Here is a 16254-nt window from a genome sequence, read left to right on the forward strand (position 1 = left end):
AAACTAAGATGTCAGATCTGTGTCATATTGATGACACAGTCATATGAGATGCTTGAGGCATGAAATCTCTACTGCTTATCCTTCATGTTCTTGGCGCACTCGTGCGACTCCCTTTTTTTATAGTGATTAGCCAAGGTACCAGAGCCTTGATGATCCAATCTTGGGCGCAACAACTCCTAAAAATACTAAAAGTTAAAGTAATAGTTGCTGGTGATCAAGAGTTATTAAACTCTAAACATGGATTTTTAATGGTGTCGAATCATATTTCTTGGTTGGATATCCATGTGATCAATTCTGTTAGACCAGTTACATTTGTTGCAAAAGCAGATGTCGCTAGTTGGCCTATCTTTGGTTGGATTGCCAAAATGATTGGCACCATCTTTATTAAAAGAGAAAAGCTATCTGATTTAAAAAGAGTTATTCAAGAGATTAAGTGGCATCTTCAGAAAGATCAGCCAGTTTGTATTTTTCCTGAAGGAACTTCCAGTGATGGACGTCAATTATTGCAATTTAGAAGTAATTTATTTGAAGCCATAGCTCATTCAGAAATAAAAATTTTACCGATTGCACTTCGCTATCAAGAAAACGATCGTTATTCTGATCGTACGGCTTTCATCGGTGACATGGGTTTGATTGATTCGATCAAGCTCATTATGCAATCTGATCAAATTGTGGCGCACCTCGAGTTATGTGAACCTCAGTTGGCTCTCGACTCTCGCCAAAAGACGGCCGAGTCCTCTAGGCAAGCGATCCTGCAAGCAGGTTCATTTCAAGACTACAATTAAGGTCTTCAGGCTGATAACAAAATCGCCAAAAATAAAATAGTAAAAATAAACAAAAAATAAATCGGAGTTTCCTTATGTCAAACAACCATTCAGAAAAATTATTTCAAGCTATTCGTATCGGCGATATTGAATTGGCTAACCGTGTTGTGATGGCGCCTTTGACGCGTTGCCGTGCAGAAGAAGCTGCTGGCGATATTCCAGGCAGCCCTATGAATATCGAGTACTACCTTCAACGCAGCAATGCTGGCCTTATTATTAGCGAAGGAACTCAAGTTGCTCCTGCTGGTAAAGGTTATATGGCAACGCCAGGTATCTATTCCGATGCGCAAGTCGAGGGTTGGAAATTGATTACCAAAGCAGTTCATGATGCCGGTTCAAAAATCATTGCTCAGATTTGGCACGTGGGTCGTATTACCCATCCAGGGTTAACGGGTGGCCTTGAACCGATTGCTCCTTCAGCCATAGCGCCGAATGTGGTGGCTTATACCCATGATGGTAAGGTCGATATACCGGCGCCACATGCATTAACAGAAGCAGAGATTGCCCAAGTAGTTGATCAGTTCCGCCAAGGGGCTGCCAATGCCATACGCGCTGGATTTGATGGCGTTGAAATCCATGGTGCTAATGGTTACTTAATTGACCAATTTTTAAGAGATGGTACCAATCAACGCACGGATAACTATGGTGGATCGATTGAAAATCGTTGCCGCTTTGCATTGGAAGTTGTGGATGCTGTGGTTAAAGAAATTGGTGCTGGGCGTGTTGGTATCCGTTTATCTCCTGTAACGCCATTCAATGACATCACTGATAGCAAGCCACAAGCTGTTTTTGGCCATTTAGTTAAAGCATTGAATCAACGCGGTATTGCTTTTATCCACTTTATTGAAGGTTCTACAGGTGGTCCACGTGATGTACCAGGCTTTGACTATCAATGGGCAAGAGAAGCTTTCAAGGGCACTTACATTGCGAACAACGGTTACGATCGTCAGATGGCCATTGATGCGGTTGAAACAGGAAGAGTCGATGCGGTGTCATTTGGCCGACTCTACATCTCAAATCCTGACTTGGTTCAACGATTGAAAGCGAACGCGCCTTTCAATGAGGCTGATCCGAATACTTTCTACGCACCAGGTCCAGAGGGTTACATCGATTACCCGGCTATGGGATAAAAATCCTTTAGAGCCAGTAAGGTAATGAGTTAATTACCTTACTGGCTCTAAGGTCATAGCACTCTTGTTGGTTTAATGTTTCAATTCATCCATGAATTTTTCCTTAGACCATATTTCTACCCTTTGTAAATATACCGGTATTAGCTTTACCGCTGGAGCCATCACTCATGGTGCGTTTAGCGAACAACGTTCACTGATTACTGCTGGTATTGGAATTGCGATTTACCTTATTGGTGGAGTTCTAGAAAAGTATGCTCATCCAGATAAAGAGCATTCTTGGACAAACTTATTAGCTGTTGGCGTCGTGGCATCAATTGGTTTGGGATTCTTTACCGGCGGGTTGCAGCATTTCCCGGATTCTCCAGAAAGAAGTTCTTGGGTTGTGCCTGTTGGCTTTGTGATGAGTTTGGTGGCCTTGTACTTGATGGCAGATAAAAGCTCTTTAGCAGGCTCTGGAGCCATTAGAAAGATCCTGACCTATGGCATCCTAAGCTCCTTGATGGTGATTGGGGTGTCCATCTATGCCGGTATTTACTTCCATAACCATCCGATCGCTAATCATCATGCGGCACCCGCTGCTTCGGAGCCATCTAAGGGTCATGACCACTCCACTCATCGACATTGATATAGCGCAATCAAATGATTAACTGTGATGCTCTACTGGCTATAAAGAGTAGAATCATCGTATGAATATTCAATTTATAGGTCCTGCCCTTAAAGCAGAAGATGACGGTGTTATTTACTTGGCTCATGTGGATGGTAAAGAAGTGCAATGCCACTTTACATATGAGGCGATTGAAGACATTGAGTCGGATAATTTACAGTCTGATCCCATTCAGCAATTTGAAGCCCATAAACTCAAGCTGTTATCGATAGCTGAAGCCAAGATTCTCAAAGGTCTAGTGACCAATGGCGTGGTCAGCATCTTCACCAATGATATTCAAGTGTAAAAAGAACTGAGGCTTTTCAAAAGCCATTAAGCAAGGCAGTTTGTCATTGAAGCCTTGATCAGGAGTCTTGATGTCTTATTTTAAAAAGATCACTCATGCCATCGTCTTAATGCTGATTCTAGGTATCAGCTCTATGGCCCATGCCAAATGGGAAGTGGAGAAGATTGCCGATGACTCTGGCGTCAAAGGTAGTGAAGTTAAAACCTACTATTTCAAAATAAATGATCAGGGTCATAAATTGATTTTGGATAAATACATGAAGCGTTTGATCTTTGTTCAAAAAGATAAATACTTCAAGCGTGATATCCGTGCGTTAAAGATCAATGGCGAATCCATCGATGTTTATGCTGAGCAGTTCATGTCGTATCCGGAACAAACAGCTATCTTGTTTGTAAGGCGCATGGAAGCCTTAGAGAAACTGTCTAAAGCCAATCGAATTGATGTGCACGTCTTTTATCACCGCGAAGGTGAGAAGGTCAGCACTTTCATCATTAATGAAAAGTAATATAAAAATATGATCTTACAAAAAAACCTTTTTTACATCTTTGCGCTATTTATCGCCTTCATTGGCTTAAAGGCTCCGACCGCTATGGCAACTGAAGAACCAAGCTTTCAAGTGATTAAAAAGTTAGAACCATTTGAAATTCGTCACTATCAAGCTCAATTAATTGCGGAAGTCACCGTTGAGGGCACGCTGAGTGAGGCTTCTAATAAAGGCTTTCGATTAGTGGCTGACTACATCTTTGGTAACAATCAAAAACAATCCAATGAGTCTGAAAAGATTGCCATGACAGCCCCTGTGGTCATTGAAGAGCAGTCAGAGAAAATTGCTATGACTGCACCGGTTGTAGTCGAGCAAACCGCATCTCAATCGGATAAGCGCCAATGGGTACTTTATTTCATCATGCCTAGCAGTTATCGCATGGCCACACTGCCTAAGCCTAAAAACTCGCAAGTGCAGATCAAAGAGTTGAAGGCTAAGAAAGTGGCCCTCATTACTTTTTCAGGTTGGGTTGATGATGAAAAATTAAAGCTAAGAACAGAAGAGTTGCAAGCTTGGATGAAACAAGAAAATCTTATTCCAGTGGGGCCAGCACAGTTGGCTCGTTATAACCCTCCTTGGACCTTACCTTGGTGGCGAAGAAATGAAGTGATGATTCCCGTTCAGTAATACGATCAACCAAATAAAAAAGCCGGAAGTCCTTTAAACTTCCGGCTTTTTTCATGAGGGATCTACTTACTTGCTGCTGATGATCGCATTCAATGTCGCGCTTGGGCGCATCACCGCTTCCAATTTCTTGGTGTCCGGCTTGAAATAACCACCGATATCTACTGGCTTGCCTTGGGATGCGTTGAGCTCACTGATGATCTTCTCTTCATTTTCGGCTAATTGCTTAGCCATTGGCGCGAAGTGCGCTTGAAGTTCTTTGTCTTCAGTTTGTGCTGCCAATGCTTGTGCCCAGTACAAAGCGAGGTAGAACTGGCTACCGCGGTTATCCAATTCGCCGGTACGTGATGAAGGCGATTTTCTGTTTTCAAGCAATTGACCTGTTGCTTCATCTAAAGTCTTGGCTAACAACTTGGCTTTGCTATTGTTGTTTTTAATACCAATATCTTCAATTGAAACCGCCAGAGCCAAGAACTCACCTAAAGAATCCCAACGTAAATGATTCTCTTCAACAAGTTGTTTAACGTGCTTAGGAGCAGAACCACCTGCACCAGTTTCAAACAAGCCACCACCATTCATCAATGGCACGATTGAAAGCATCTTGGCACTCGTACCCAACTCTAGGATTGGGAACAAGTCGGTGAGGTAGTCACGCAAAATGTTACCTGTTACAGAAATCGTATCTTTGCCACGGATGATGCGTTCTAAGGTATAACGCATCGCACGAGTTTGAGACATGATCTCGATATCAAGACCCGTTGTATCGTGATCTTTGAGATAGCGATTTACTTTTTTGATCAACTCATTTTCGTGTGGACGGTACTCATCTAACCAGAATACGGCTGGCGTATTAGATTGGCGTGCGCGAGTAACGGCTAATTTGACCCAATCTCTGATTGGGGCATCTTTACATTGGCACATACGCCAGATATCGCCTTCTTCAACGTTTTGCTCGAGCAATACTTCACCATCAATGGTGACAACACGAGCAACACCTGCTTCAGGGATTTCAAATGTTTTGTCATGTGAACCGTACTCTTCTGCTTGTTGGGCCATCAAGCCCACGTTTGGCACACTACCCATCGTGGTTGGGTCGAAGTTGCCGTGTGTTTTACAGAAGTTGATCATTTCTTGATAGATACGAGCAAAGGTACTTTCTGGCATTACTGCTTTAGTATCTTTTGGACGACCATCCGCACCCCACATCTTGCCGCCAATACGGATCATGGCAGGCATTGAAGCATCCACAATCACATCGTTAGGGGAGTGAAGGTTGGTAATACCCTTGGCTGAGTCAACCATCGCCAATTCTGGGCGGTGCTCGTGGCAAGCATGCAAATCATTGATGATTTCTTCACGCTTAGAACTTGGTAGTGAAGCAATCTTTTCATAAACGCTACTTAAACCATTGTTGGCATTAACACCCAACTCCTTGAACAAGGCAGCATGCTTATCAAAAGCTGTTTTGTAGAAAATCTTCACAGCGTGACCGAATACGATCGGGTGAGACACCTTCATCATTGTGGCTTTTACGTGAAGAGAGAACATCACACGTGTTTCATACGCGTCTTGAATTTCATCTTCGTAGAACTTGCACAAGGCTTTTTTGCTCATGTACATGCTGTCGATGATTTCACCTTCTAAAAGAGCTATCTTTTCTTTTAGAACAATCGTCTTACCTGTCTTGGTCACCAAATCCATGCGAACGTTACAAGCACTTGGCATCACCATTGATTTTTCGCTGGAGTAGAAGTCTCCACCATGCATGTGCGAGACGTGCGTGCGAGATGCTTGACTCCATTTGCCCATAGAGTGCGGGTTCTTGCGAGCATAACGTTTCACTGCAGCTGGAGCTCTACGGTCGGAGTTGCCTTCACGTAGAACTGGATTCACCGCACTGCCTAAACACTTGGAGTAGCGTTGACGAATTTCTTTTTCAGCATCTGTTTTTGGATCTTCAGGATAGTCAGGGATGTCATAGCCCTGAGACTGTAACTCTTTGATAGCAGTCTTAAGCTGGCCAACGGCAGCACTGATGTTTGGTAATTTAATGATATTAGTGTCTGGCAATAATGTCATCTTGCCAAGCTCGCTCAAATTATCAGGAATCTTTTGTTCTTCTTTTAATTTTTCTGGGAAGGCGGCAATAATTCTGGCGGCTACTGAAATATCACTCTCAACGACTTCAATGTCAGCTGGTGCTGTGAAGGTGCGAATGATCGGTAAAAAAGATGCGGTTGCTAAATAGGGCGCTTCATCTGTGAGCGTGTAAACAATCTTTGATTTCTTTGAAGCCATTGATAATTCCTCTTTTTATAGATTGACCTGTCTCTGTTGCGAATTCATCTAATTTTCATTAATTAGCTTTGTGATTTTAAGCTCTCAAGCTTTGACTATCCTTACCTATTTTCACTAGGTATCTTTATTTGACCAAATTACTTAAGAGTTTTGTAAAAAACTCATCAAATTAGTGCCATCAAACCAAATTATTAGCTTTTGAGTCAATAATGAAGGCTTAATGATTAACTTTTAAGATATATTTGGTTAGTCAATGTTTATTAAGTTAATGATTTTAATAAACATTTTATATTCTATTGGTAGTTATAAAATTTATGTCATTTTTGTTAAATTACCCTATAATTTGTATACAAAGAAAGTTAAATCCTCAAAACGGAGACAAATTCATAGTGAAAAATAAAGATTTACAAGAAATCTACTTTCGCTTTCTCAACTTGGTTCGTTCAGTTGAAGAGCTACCTAGCTTTCCAAAGCTTGATGCCACAGAGAACCAACTTCTTAACGAAGTCGCCTCTAAATGGCAGCAAGGTGAGCGCCTTTTAGTTAGTGATGCGATTGCTAAGCGTGAAATTGGTTCTCCAGCGACCTTGCATGCTCGATTGAAGCAGTTGCGCGACAAAGACATGGTGACCTATGTGATTGAGACTGATGGTCGCAAAAAATACATTGAACCTACTGAAAATGCTTTGAAGTACTTTTCTCAAATTTCAAACTGCATGATTGAGGCAACTTCTAAATAAGAAGTCTGTTCATTAATAAAAAACGCCACAGATGTGGCGTTTTTTTATGACTTCACAATCATGGCAATCACAAATTAATGACTTTCCCTGGGTTCATCAAATTGTTGGGGTCAATCGCTTTTTTAATGGATTGCATTAAGTGAAAAGCAGCATTGCCACGATGACCTTGTAAGTAATCCACCTTTTGCTGTCCCACACCATGCTCGGCAGAGATCGAGCCATTGAGCCTCTCAACTTCAGCGTAAACCATCGCTTGAATCTCTTTACTGTAGGTCGTGAAAAAACTTTCGGTTTCAGCGGATGTAGGACCAGCCACGTTGTAGTGCAAATTGCCATCACCTAAGTGACCGTAATTGATCACACGAATAGTCGGGTACTTGGTTTTTAGAAGGGCATTGCATGTCTTGATAAATGCTGGAATGGCGGAAATGGGTAATGACACATCGTGCTTGATGTTGGGGCCATCATCAGCTTGAGCAAGAGGGATGTGCTCGCGCATATCCCAGAATTTTCTAGCCTGAGCAATGTTGCTAGCAACAATTGCATCACTCGCGCAGCCAGATTCTAAAGCGCCTTCTAGGATATTTTCCATGAGCTGCATCGCATGTTCTGAGCTCTCATAGTCCGATATTTCGACAAGAACTTCATACGGATTTTCACCAGCTAATGGACTGGCTAGAGCAGGGTAGTAATGTTTTAAAAGAGCGAGACTTTCATCGGACATCATCTCAAAACCAGTGAGCTGTGCCGAGGCGCCTGCTTGAAAGCGATTCAATAACTCCACTGCTCTTTCGGCGCTTGGTGTTGCAACAAGCGCTGTCCATTGCGCCACAGGGATCGGAAATAATTTCATAACCGCAGCTGTAATGATGCCCAAGCTACCTTCAGCGCCAATAAATAAATCCCTTAAGTCGTAGCCGGTATTATCTTTGCGCAAACCTCTTAAGCTATTGAGGATGTCGCCATTCGGTAAAACCACCTCAAGACCGAGACACAATTCTCTCGTATTGCCATAGCGCAATACGGAAGTTCCGCCAGCATTGGTGGATAAATTGCCACCGATCATGCAGCTACCTTCGGCACCTAAGCTTAAGGGGAAGTAGCGATCTGCTTTAGCGGCTTCTTCTTGTAGCGTTTGTAATACAACACCAGCCTCAACCGTGATCGTTTGATTTGAGGTATCGACTGCACGAACTTTATTCATGCGTTGCAGTGAGATGACTACTTGCCGACCGGTTGCGTTGGGTGTGGCGCCGCCACACAGGCCGGTATTGCCGCCCTGGGGTACGATCGCAATGAGATTCGCGGCACACAACTTAACGATCTCAGATACTTCTTGCGTGTTCGCAGGGCGCAGTGCAGCAATGGCTTGGCCGCGATAGCGTTTGCGCCAATCGATCAAGTACGGTTCTAAATCAGCAGGGGCGGTGATGACTTGCTCAGCACCAACGATGCTTTGTAAATGGCTAATTAATTCTTGATCGGTGAGTGACATGTCTTCCTCATTGGAATTTCTCTAGTTTTATTAATGCAAACTTTTTGATAGTTTAATTCTTCAGGTCCCGAGCTGCCGCTTCCTTGGCGGCTTGCTCCTGCTCGAGCTTTTCAAGCTCTAATTTTTTCTGCTTGGCTACTTTCTTCAAAGGTTTTAAATACGCCAACAATGCAAAATACGTGATCACACTCAGAATGATTTCCAGTGCCGCTAAATAGCTAGATAAGCCCGGGTCATTCAATCGCACCACACCTTCAATGAAATAAAGCATCACCAGCATGGATGACCACTGCATGGTGTAGTTTCGGCCTTGCCAAATACCTTTAAGAGCAAATAGGAGTGGCATGACTTTAATCACAGCCCACGAGCCACCTGGTTTGATGGGGGCTAAAACAGCCTCCCACAAAATGCACAACACAATTAAGGCAAACCAAGACCACCAAGCCACCAAACGCCAATGTGGTTTGGGTTGAAGGGCTTGTTCTAGATGGATTGGAGTGGTCATGTCAGGCGCGCTTTCAATAATTATTAATGGGTGGTCTTAATCACTGTGCCAATTTCAGGGCCACTTGAGCCAAGCGTTGACCTTGGGCAATGGCGAGCTTTCTCTCATCGGCAGAGATCGGCGCTGAACCATCTGCTTTTGCAAAATGCGTGACACCGTAAGGCGATCCGCCGGTTTGGGTATTCATCAGTTCTGGATGGCTATAAGGCAATCCTAGCATCACCATGCCATGATGAAAGAGCGGAATCATCATTGATAAAAGGGTACTTTCTTGACCGCCGTGCATGCTGCCAGTACTGGTAAAGACGCAAGCGGGTTTGCCTGCTAAGGCACCGGACAACCACTGCTGGGTAGTGTTATCCAAAAAGTACTTCATCGCAGAAGCCATATTGCCAAAGCGTGTTGGCGAGCCGAGTGCTAGACCGGCACACTGTTCTAAATCTTTATTTTCAACATAAGGAGGGCCGGAGTCTGGAATATCGGATTCGCTTGCCTCGCACACCGCCGAAACGGCTGGGACTGTTCTTAGTCTTGCGCTAGCGCCTGGAACACTTTCAATACCCTCAGCAATAAGTTCTGCCAAATGACGAGTGGCTCCATTCCTGGAGTAATACAAAACCAAAATATCGACACTTTTTGTAGGCGTGTTGTTCATAAAATTTGTACTCATTTAGTTAACTTGCTTATGATAGAGCCGTGCAAGTAATTCGTCATAAAGACTCTATTCTCGATTTTTTTAGCTACATGCGCCAACGCGCCAAGGTAGGTCGTATCAATGAAATGGCTGCCAGCCTTTCTTTTACGACTATTTTGTCGATTGTGCCCATGGTAACTGTTTCCTTTGCTTTGCTGGCAGTGATGCCTGGCTTTCTCAGTTTGAGGCGTTCTTTTCAGAACTGGCTTTCCGTTAATCTAATTCCAGGGAATATCGGCGATCCCATTCTGGTCTATTTGAATCAATTTGCCTTAAAGGCCAAAGGGTTAACCATTTTTGGTTCTGTTGGTTTGATCATTGGTATCTTTTTCACTTTAATTACCGTTGAGAATGCCTTTAATCGCATCTGGAATGTGCAAAATCCTCGGCCATTCTTTAAAAGAATCGGCATTCATTTAGTGGCAACTGGCTTGGGCCCTCTGTTGTTAGGCTTGAGCATCTATTTAAGCTCCATGATCTTGAGCGCCTCTAAGGGGTGGATTGGACCGTTGAGCCTGGGCTTTAATTTTGTGGCGGCTGTATTCCCTATCATCCTGTCGATCCTCTCTTTCCTTTTGGTTTACAAAATACTGCCTTATGAAAAGGTTAAATGGTCGGATGCTCTATGGGGAGCCGCCTGGGCTGGTATGGTTTTTGAGACAGCCAAGTTTGGATTTGCTTGGTTTGCGGCTAATTTCCCGATCTATAAAACGGTTTATGGCGCTTTTGCCATCTTGCCGCTCTTTTTAGTTTGGATCTATGTGACTTGGTGGGTGACCTTAGCGGGCGCCACCATCGTGGCCAATATGCCGATTGTGAGAGCTTGGGAGCGCTCCAAGTGATGAAAGAGTCATACCCCTCATCAAGTTGAAAAGGGAGGGTAAGCACTAATTAAAACTTTCTAGCCTCTGTTCTGAACTGCTGATAGACTAAAGTTAAGATTTAATCAGAAAGGATGATCATGAAAGTCAGTGACATTTTGCGCTTCAAGGGGGCAACCCTTTATACCGTTTCTCCAGAGACATCTCTTTCTGCGGCAGTGCATGTGATGGCTGAAAAAGACATCGGCTCTTTGGTTGTGATGGAATATGCCAAGCTCGTAGGCATGCTGACTTTTAGAGAGGTGATTGAAACTTTAGCTAAGAGTCATGGCACGCTGGGCTCTGCTCATGTGGGTGAGGTGATGGAGCAAGCGCCTTTGACCTGTTCTTCCGATACCGACTTGGATGATGTGCGTCGCATGATGCTGGATAAGCACGTGCGTTACTTGCCAGTCATGGACGGTAGCACCTTGATGGGTGTGATTTCTTTTTATGACGTTGCAAAAGCAGTGGTAGAAGCTCAAAGCTTTGAAAACACCATGCTCAAAGCCTATATCCGCGATTGGCCAGCGGAGGAAGCTAAGTAAGCCGAGTAAAACAGATCCATTATTTTTGATCTTTTTAGAATAAAAGAAGGGGGTAAATTCCCCCTTCATCCCAGACCAATGCGATAATGTCGGCATGGCTGGAAGCACACTTGGACACTTATTTCGTATCACCACTTTTGGTGAATCTCATGGACCTGCGATAGGCGCTGTTATTGATGGCTGCCCGCCAGGGATGTCATTATCTGTTGAAGATATTCAAGGTGACTTGGATCGTCGCAAACCTGGAACTTCTAGGCACGTGACCCAGCGCCAAGAAGAAGACAAAGTAGAAATTCTTTCGGGTGTCTTTGAAGGTAAGACCACCGGAACGCCGATTGCTTTGGTGATCCGCAACACGGATCAACGTAGTCAAGATTACGGCAATATCTTAGATACATTCAGACCAGGCCATGCCGATTACACGTATTGGCATAAATATGGCATCCGCGACCCTCGTGGTGGTGGACGTTCTTCAGCCCGCTTAACAGCCCCTGTTGTGGCTGCAGCTGCTGTGGCTAAAAAATGGCTTGCTGAACACTATGGCATGAGCTTTTATGGCTACATGACGCAGTTGGGTGATATTGAGATTCCTTTTGAAGATGCTAGTCACATTCCTCAAAATCCTTTTTTTGCGGCAAACGCCACCATCATTCCTGAGCTTGAAACTTATATGGACACCTTGCGTAAAGCAGGGGACTCGTGTGGTGCACGTTTAACGGTCGTGGCGACAGGTGTTCCGGTCGGCGTGGGTGAGCCTATTTTTGATAAGCTGGATGCGGATATTGCGCATGCCATGATGGGTATCAATGCTGTTAAGGGTGTTGAGATCGGTGCAGGCTTTAAAAGCGTGACTCAAAAGGGTAGCGAGCATGGTGATGAAATGTTTGCGGATGGTTTTGCAAGCAACAATGCCGGTGGTGTTGTTGGTGGCATCAGCAGTGGTCAAGATGTTGTGGTGTCGATTGCGATCAAACCGACTTCATCCATCATGTCTCCAAAGCAATCTCTAGATCGTGCAGGTCAACCTACAACGGTTCAAACCAAGGGTCGTCATGATCCTTGTGTGGGTATCCGAGCAACGCCGATTGCTGAAGCTATGTTGGCTTTGGTGATCATGGATCATGTGTTGCGTCATCGTGCGCAATGCGGTGACGTTCATGTTGATACGCCTCGTATTCCAGCGCAACGTCCTTAATTAGAGGCTGTTGATGACCGGTCTGGTACGACTGGCTTTCGCAGCCTTCTTCTTTTTCTATTTTGCCTATATTGGTTTGATGTCGCCGTATTCGAGCTTGTACTTTGCAAGCCGCGGTATGGGACCCATTGAAATTGCGGCATTGATGTCCATGTTTCAAATTACCCGAATCATGGGACCTTTTGCGTGGGGTTGGTTAGCGGATGTCCGTCGCGATCGCTTGGGAATCATGCGTATGACGGCGGTTGCTGCATGCTTTATTTTCTCAGCCATTTTTTTTCTAGAAGATTACATCGCCTTATTGATCTGGATGTTCTTACTCAATACCGTCATCAGCAGTTTGATGCCTTTGGGTGAGGCTGCCACAGTCCATGCGCTGCATCGAGATAATGGATTTGATCAGCGCTATGGGCGTCTGCGCTTATGGGGTTCGATTGGTTTTATCACTATGGTGATGGGTGCCGGTGCTTGGTTTGAAGCATTTGGTATTCAGAGCTTGCCCTGGTTTGGTTTGGCTGCTTTAATCGTCATGACCGGTCTTACCATGTTGCTGCGAGAGCCCAAGATGGAAGTGGTGGAGCAAGCGGTGATCAAGTTCTCTGTGGTTCTAAAGAATCGATATCTGCAGTGGTTTCTATCGGCTAACTTCTGGATGATTTTTGCCCATGCCTGTTTCTATGTCTTCTATTCTTTGTACCTGGATCGGATGGGCTACTCCAAAGCGGAGATTGGGCTTCTTTGGATGCTTGGCGTCTTGGCGGAAGTCATTTTCTTTTTCTATCAAAGTCATTTCTTCGCCAGATTTAGCACAAAACATATCTTGATTGCGACCTACTTGATCGCGGTGCTACGTTTTGCCTTGATGGCGTATTGGCCGAATGTGATTGTTTTAGTCGTGGCGCAGTTGATGCATGCTGCCACCTTTGGGGCACATCACAGCGCTAGCATCAAAATGCTACAAACTTGGTTTACAGGACCTTTGCAAGCCAGAGGCCAAGCTCTTTATACGACTGTGTCGTACGGCATTGGCGGTACTGTGGGTGGTTTATGTGCTGGTTGGGTTTGGGAGCATTGGGCGCCAGACCACGTCTTTGGTCTGGCTGCGCTAGCGAGTTTCTTAGGTTACATCTGCATGCAACGCGTTAAGGTTAAGTAAAAGACAAACAACAAACAACCAACAAGCAAAAAGTCCCAAGCCGCTTACATGCTCGAATAGTTCGGGCCGCCACCGCCTTCAGGATTTAGCCAAACAATATTTTGAGTGGGATCTTTGATGTCGCATGTTTTGCAGTGCACGCAATTTTGCGCATTAATTTGTAATTGCTGACCTTGGGCAGAAGGGATGTATTCATAAACGCCGGCAGGGCAGTAGCGTTGTTCTGGACCATCGTACAACGGTAAGTTAATGCCGGTTGGTACTGAGGTGTCTTTGAGTGTTAAATGAGCCGGCTGATTTTCTTCATGATTCGCATTGGAAATAAAGACGGAAGACAATCTATCAAAAGTGATTTTCCCATCAGGCTTTGGATACTCAATTGGCGAACATGCAGAGGCTGGTTTTAAGCACTCATGATCCGCGTGCTGTTGATGAATCGTCCATGGGACATTGCCACCTAATAATTTTTGTTCGATACCGACCATCAAGGTTCCAAGATATAAGCCCTTGGACATCCACGGTTTGAAGTTGCGTGCTTTTTTAAGTTCGGTATGTAGCCAACTCTGCTTAAAAGCAGTTGGGTAGGTTTCTAGCTCATCCGCTGATCTGCCGGCTTGTAGCGCATCAAATGCCGCTTCAGCTGCCAACATACCGGTTTTGATGGCAGCATGACTGCCTTTGATACGCGATGCATTCAAGAAGCCAGCATCACAACCAATCAATGCGCCACCAGGGAAGATGGTTTTAGGCAAGCTATTTAAACCGCCTGCAGTCAATGCCCTGGCGCCATAACTAATCCGCTTGCCACCTTCAAAGAAAGTGCGAATCGATGGATGTGTTTTATAGCGTTGGAATTCTTCAAAAGGACTGAGATACGGGTTGCTGTACGACAATCCCACCACAAAGCCTACAGCCACTTGATTGTTTTCTAGGTGGTATAAAAAAGAACCGCCATACGTGTCTGAAGATAGAGGCCAGCCCGCTGTGTGAATGACAAGACCTTCTTGATGTTTGGCAGGGTCGATTTCCCAAAGCTCTTTGATGCCGATACCGTAACTTTGTGGATCACTATTTGCATCTAAAGCAAATTTAGAAATTAATTGTTTACCGAGGTGGCCACGAGAGCCTTCGGCAAATAATGTGTATTTGCCACGTAGCTCCATACCCAGTTGAAATTGATCAGTCACTTCACCATCTTTGCCAATACCCATATTGCCAGTGGCTACACCGGTGACTTCACCGTTTGAGCCGTACATGATTTCTGCAGCAGCAAAGCCTGGAAAAATCTCAACACCTAAGCTCTCGGCCTCGGCACCTAACCATCTCGTGAAATTAGCTAGACTGACAATGTAGTTGCCATGATTCTGAAAGCAAGCAGGTAAGAGCCAGTTGGGCGTTGTTAAAGACTTTGTTTCGGTTAAAAACATGAAGCGGTCTTCTGACACTTCTGTATTTAAAGGAGCGCCTTTGGCTTTCCAATCTGGAATTAATTCATTAATGCCGATCGGATCCATGACGGCTCCGGACAAAATATGAGCGCCGACTTCAGAGCCTTTTTCAAGAACACAAACTGAAATATCGGAACCTTTTTCAGTGGCTAATTGTTTCAATCGAATCGCTGCGGATAAACCAGATGGTCCGCCTCCAACAATGACAACGTCATAGTCCATAGAATCTCTTGGACCAAATTGGGATAGGATTTCAGGGGAAGTGTTCATGGGGTCATCCTAAAATAAGCTAAGCTAGTACTAGTATTAGCATTATATTTTAATTTGTTAAATTATTTTGCTATGGAAATTTAACATAAGTCATTGAAGTTGAATGATTTTATTTTTTAAGTTGGCGTGCTTGCTTGGTTTTGTGCTTTCACGTCAAGCTTTCGTCAACCCAATGCTATATAACAATGCTTTTGTAGGCAGTGCGCCTAAGAGTGATGAGCCCTGATCAAGGTGCAAGGCACTTGGTTTTAATTCAATGAGGAGTTTTGAATGAATAAGGTTTTTGGTTCAGCAAGTGAGGCTTTGGCTGACATTGTTAAAGATGGGCAAACTCTTGCAGTAGGCGGTTTTGGTCTGTGCGGTATTCCAGAAGCTTTGATTGCAGCTCTTCGTGATACGGGTGCTAAAAATCTCACGGCTATTTCTAATAATGCTGGTGTGGATGGTTTTGGTCTTGGTCAACTATTAGAAACACGCCAAATTAAAAAAATGATTTCTTCTTATGTGGGCGAAAACAAAGAGTTTGAGCGCCAGTATTTGGCGGGGGAGTTGGAATTAGAGTTCACGCCACAAGGTACGTTGGCTGAAAAATTACGTGCGGGTGGCTGTGGTATTCCTGCCTTTTTCACCAAAACGGGCGTTGGTACCATTGTTGCTGAGGGTAAAGAGATACGAGAGTTTGATGGTGAGAAGTATGTGATGGAACGCTCGCTAGTAGCCGATATCGCTTTGGTCAAGGCATGGAAAGCCGACAAGGCAGGTAACTTGATTTACCGCGGCACAGCCAGAAACTTCAATCCGATGTGCGCCATGGCCGGTAAGGTAACGGTTGTTGAGGTGGAAGAGATTGTTGAGAACGGTGCGTTTGAACCAGCGGATGTTCATACCCCCAGTATTTATGTGCACAGAATTGTGTTGAACAAGAACCCAGAAAAGCGCATCGAACAGCGCACTGTGACTCAGGCTTAAGGAG

Annotated in this window: 17 protein-coding genes; 12 read left to right on the top strand and 5 right to left on the bottom strand. The window is 44.4% G+C overall.

What is annotated here, in order from left to right; genetic code table 11:
- The first annotated feature begins 59 nt into the window (after positions 1 to 59).
- The 6 genes from ICN28_RS08990 to ICN28_RS09015 all read left to right on the top strand — a co-directional run bounded on the left by ICN28_RS08990 (position 60) and on the right by ICN28_RS09015 (position 4075).
- Positions 60 to 785: a 1-acyl-sn-glycerol-3-phosphate acyltransferase gene (locus ICN28_RS08990; RefSeq protein ID WP_216288031.1), complete on the top strand. Its 726-nt coding sequence runs from the start codon at positions 60 to 62 to the stop codon at positions 783 to 785.
- A gap of 74 nt (positions 786 to 859) precedes the next feature.
- Entirely contained in the window at positions 860 to 1954 is a 1095-nt protein-coding gene (locus ICN28_RS08995; RefSeq protein ID WP_216288033.1) for an alkene reductase, read from the top strand.
- Between the two features lie 91 nt (positions 1955 to 2045).
- The gene (locus ICN28_RS09000) at positions 2046 to 2579 is read left to right on the top strand and encodes a hypothetical protein (protein WP_216288035.1); all 534 of its coding nucleotides are present in this window, start codon (positions 2046 to 2048) and stop codon (positions 2577 to 2579) included.
- A gap of 61 nt (positions 2580 to 2640) precedes the next feature.
- Complete coding sequence (locus ICN28_RS09005; RefSeq protein WP_216288036.1) at positions 2641 to 2904, top strand: DUF1488 family protein; 264 nt, start codon at positions 2641 to 2643, stop codon at positions 2902 to 2904.
- A 70-nt stretch (positions 2905 to 2974) separates the two neighbouring features.
- Positions 2975 to 3409, top strand: coding sequence for a hypothetical protein (locus tag ICN28_RS09010; RefSeq protein WP_216288037.1), 435 nt, complete (start codon positions 2975 to 2977; stop codon positions 3407 to 3409).
- A gap of 84 nt (positions 3410 to 3493) precedes the next feature.
- Positions 3494 to 4075, top strand: a complete 582-nt coding sequence (locus ICN28_RS09015) for a heme-binding protein (protein ID WP_216288038.1) — start codon at positions 3494 to 3496, stop codon at positions 4073 to 4075.
- A gap of 66 nt (positions 4076 to 4141) precedes the next feature.
- Here the strand turns inward: ICN28_RS09015 and ICN28_RS09020 are convergent, their stop codons facing one another.
- Positions 4142 to 6370, bottom strand: a complete 2229-nt coding sequence (locus tag ICN28_RS09020) for an NADP-dependent isocitrate dehydrogenase (protein ID WP_216288039.1) — start codon at positions 6368 to 6370, stop codon at positions 4142 to 4144.
- 389 nt (positions 6371 to 6759) lie between these two features.
- Here ICN28_RS09020 and ICN28_RS09025 point away from each other — a divergent pair, with 389 nt between their 5' ends.
- The gene (locus tag ICN28_RS09025) at positions 6760 to 7110 is read left to right on the top strand and encodes a winged helix-turn-helix domain-containing protein (RefSeq protein ID WP_216288040.1); all 351 of its coding nucleotides are present in this window, start codon (positions 6760 to 6762) and stop codon (positions 7108 to 7110) included.
- Between the two features lie 67 nt (positions 7111 to 7177).
- Here ICN28_RS09025 and ICN28_RS09030 read toward each other — a convergent pair whose 3' ends face one another.
- The 3 genes from ICN28_RS09030 to wrbA are packed head-to-tail and all read right to left on the bottom strand — an operon-like array spanning position 7178 to position 9780.
- A complete protein-coding gene (locus ICN28_RS09030) occupies positions 7178 to 8605 on the bottom strand; it encodes an FAD-binding oxidoreductase (RefSeq protein WP_216288041.1) in 1428 nt (475 codons plus the stop codon).
- A 52-nt stretch (positions 8606 to 8657) separates the two neighbouring features.
- Positions 8658 to 9110 carry a DUF2069 domain-containing protein gene (locus ICN28_RS09035; RefSeq protein ID WP_216288043.1) on the bottom strand — a complete coding sequence of 151 codons (453 nt, stop codon included), beginning with the start codon at positions 9108 to 9110 and terminating at the stop codon, positions 8658 to 8660.
- Between the two features lie 40 nt (positions 9111 to 9150).
- Positions 9151 to 9780 carry an NAD(P)H:quinone oxidoreductase gene (wrbA, locus tag ICN28_RS09040; protein ID WP_216288046.1) on the bottom strand — a complete coding sequence of 210 codons (630 nt, stop codon included), beginning with the start codon at positions 9778 to 9780 and terminating at the stop codon, positions 9151 to 9153.
- Positions 9781 to 9806: 26 nt separating this feature from the next.
- On the opposite strand from wrbA, the gene ICN28_RS09045 reads away from it, so the two are divergent.
- From ICN28_RS09045 to ICN28_RS09060, 4 genes are all read left to right on the top strand, one after another.
- On the top strand, positions 9807 to 10646 hold the full coding sequence (locus ICN28_RS09045) for a YihY family inner membrane protein (protein ID WP_216288052.1): 840 nt from the start codon (positions 9807 to 9809) through the stop codon (positions 10644 to 10646).
- 119 nt (positions 10647 to 10765) lie between these two features.
- Entirely contained in the window at positions 10766 to 11212 is a 447-nt protein-coding gene (locus ICN28_RS09050; RefSeq protein ID WP_216288054.1) for a CBS domain-containing protein, read from the top strand.
- A 94-nt stretch (positions 11213 to 11306) separates the two neighbouring features.
- On the top strand, positions 11307 to 12407 hold the full coding sequence (aroC, locus tag ICN28_RS09055; protein WP_216288055.1) for a chorismate synthase: 1101 nt from the start codon (positions 11307 to 11309) through the stop codon (positions 12405 to 12407).
- 13 nt (positions 12408 to 12420) lie between these two features.
- Positions 12421 to 13563 carry an MFS transporter gene (locus ICN28_RS09060; RefSeq protein WP_216288056.1) on the top strand — a complete coding sequence of 381 codons (1143 nt, stop codon included), beginning with the start codon at positions 12421 to 12423 and terminating at the stop codon, positions 13561 to 13563.
- 44 nt (positions 13564 to 13607) lie between these two features.
- Here ICN28_RS09060 and ICN28_RS09065 read toward each other — a convergent pair whose 3' ends face one another.
- A complete protein-coding gene (locus ICN28_RS09065) occupies positions 13608 to 15281 on the bottom strand; it encodes an electron transfer flavoprotein-ubiquinone oxidoreductase (RefSeq protein WP_216288058.1) in 1674 nt (557 codons plus the stop codon).
- A 270-nt stretch (positions 15282 to 15551) separates the two neighbouring features.
- Between ICN28_RS09065 and ICN28_RS09070 the strand changes: the two genes are divergently transcribed.
- The gene (locus tag ICN28_RS09070) at positions 15552 to 16250 is read left to right on the top strand and encodes a CoA transferase subunit A (RefSeq protein WP_216288060.1); all 699 of its coding nucleotides are present in this window, start codon (positions 15552 to 15554) and stop codon (positions 16248 to 16250) included.
- Positions 16251 to 16254: the final 4 nt, after the last annotated feature.

Origin of the sequence: Polynucleobacter sp. 30F-ANTBAC (assembly GCF_018882385.1) — a bacterium.
Lineage (GTDB): Bacteria > Pseudomonadota > Gammaproteobacteria > Burkholderiales > Burkholderiaceae > Polynucleobacter.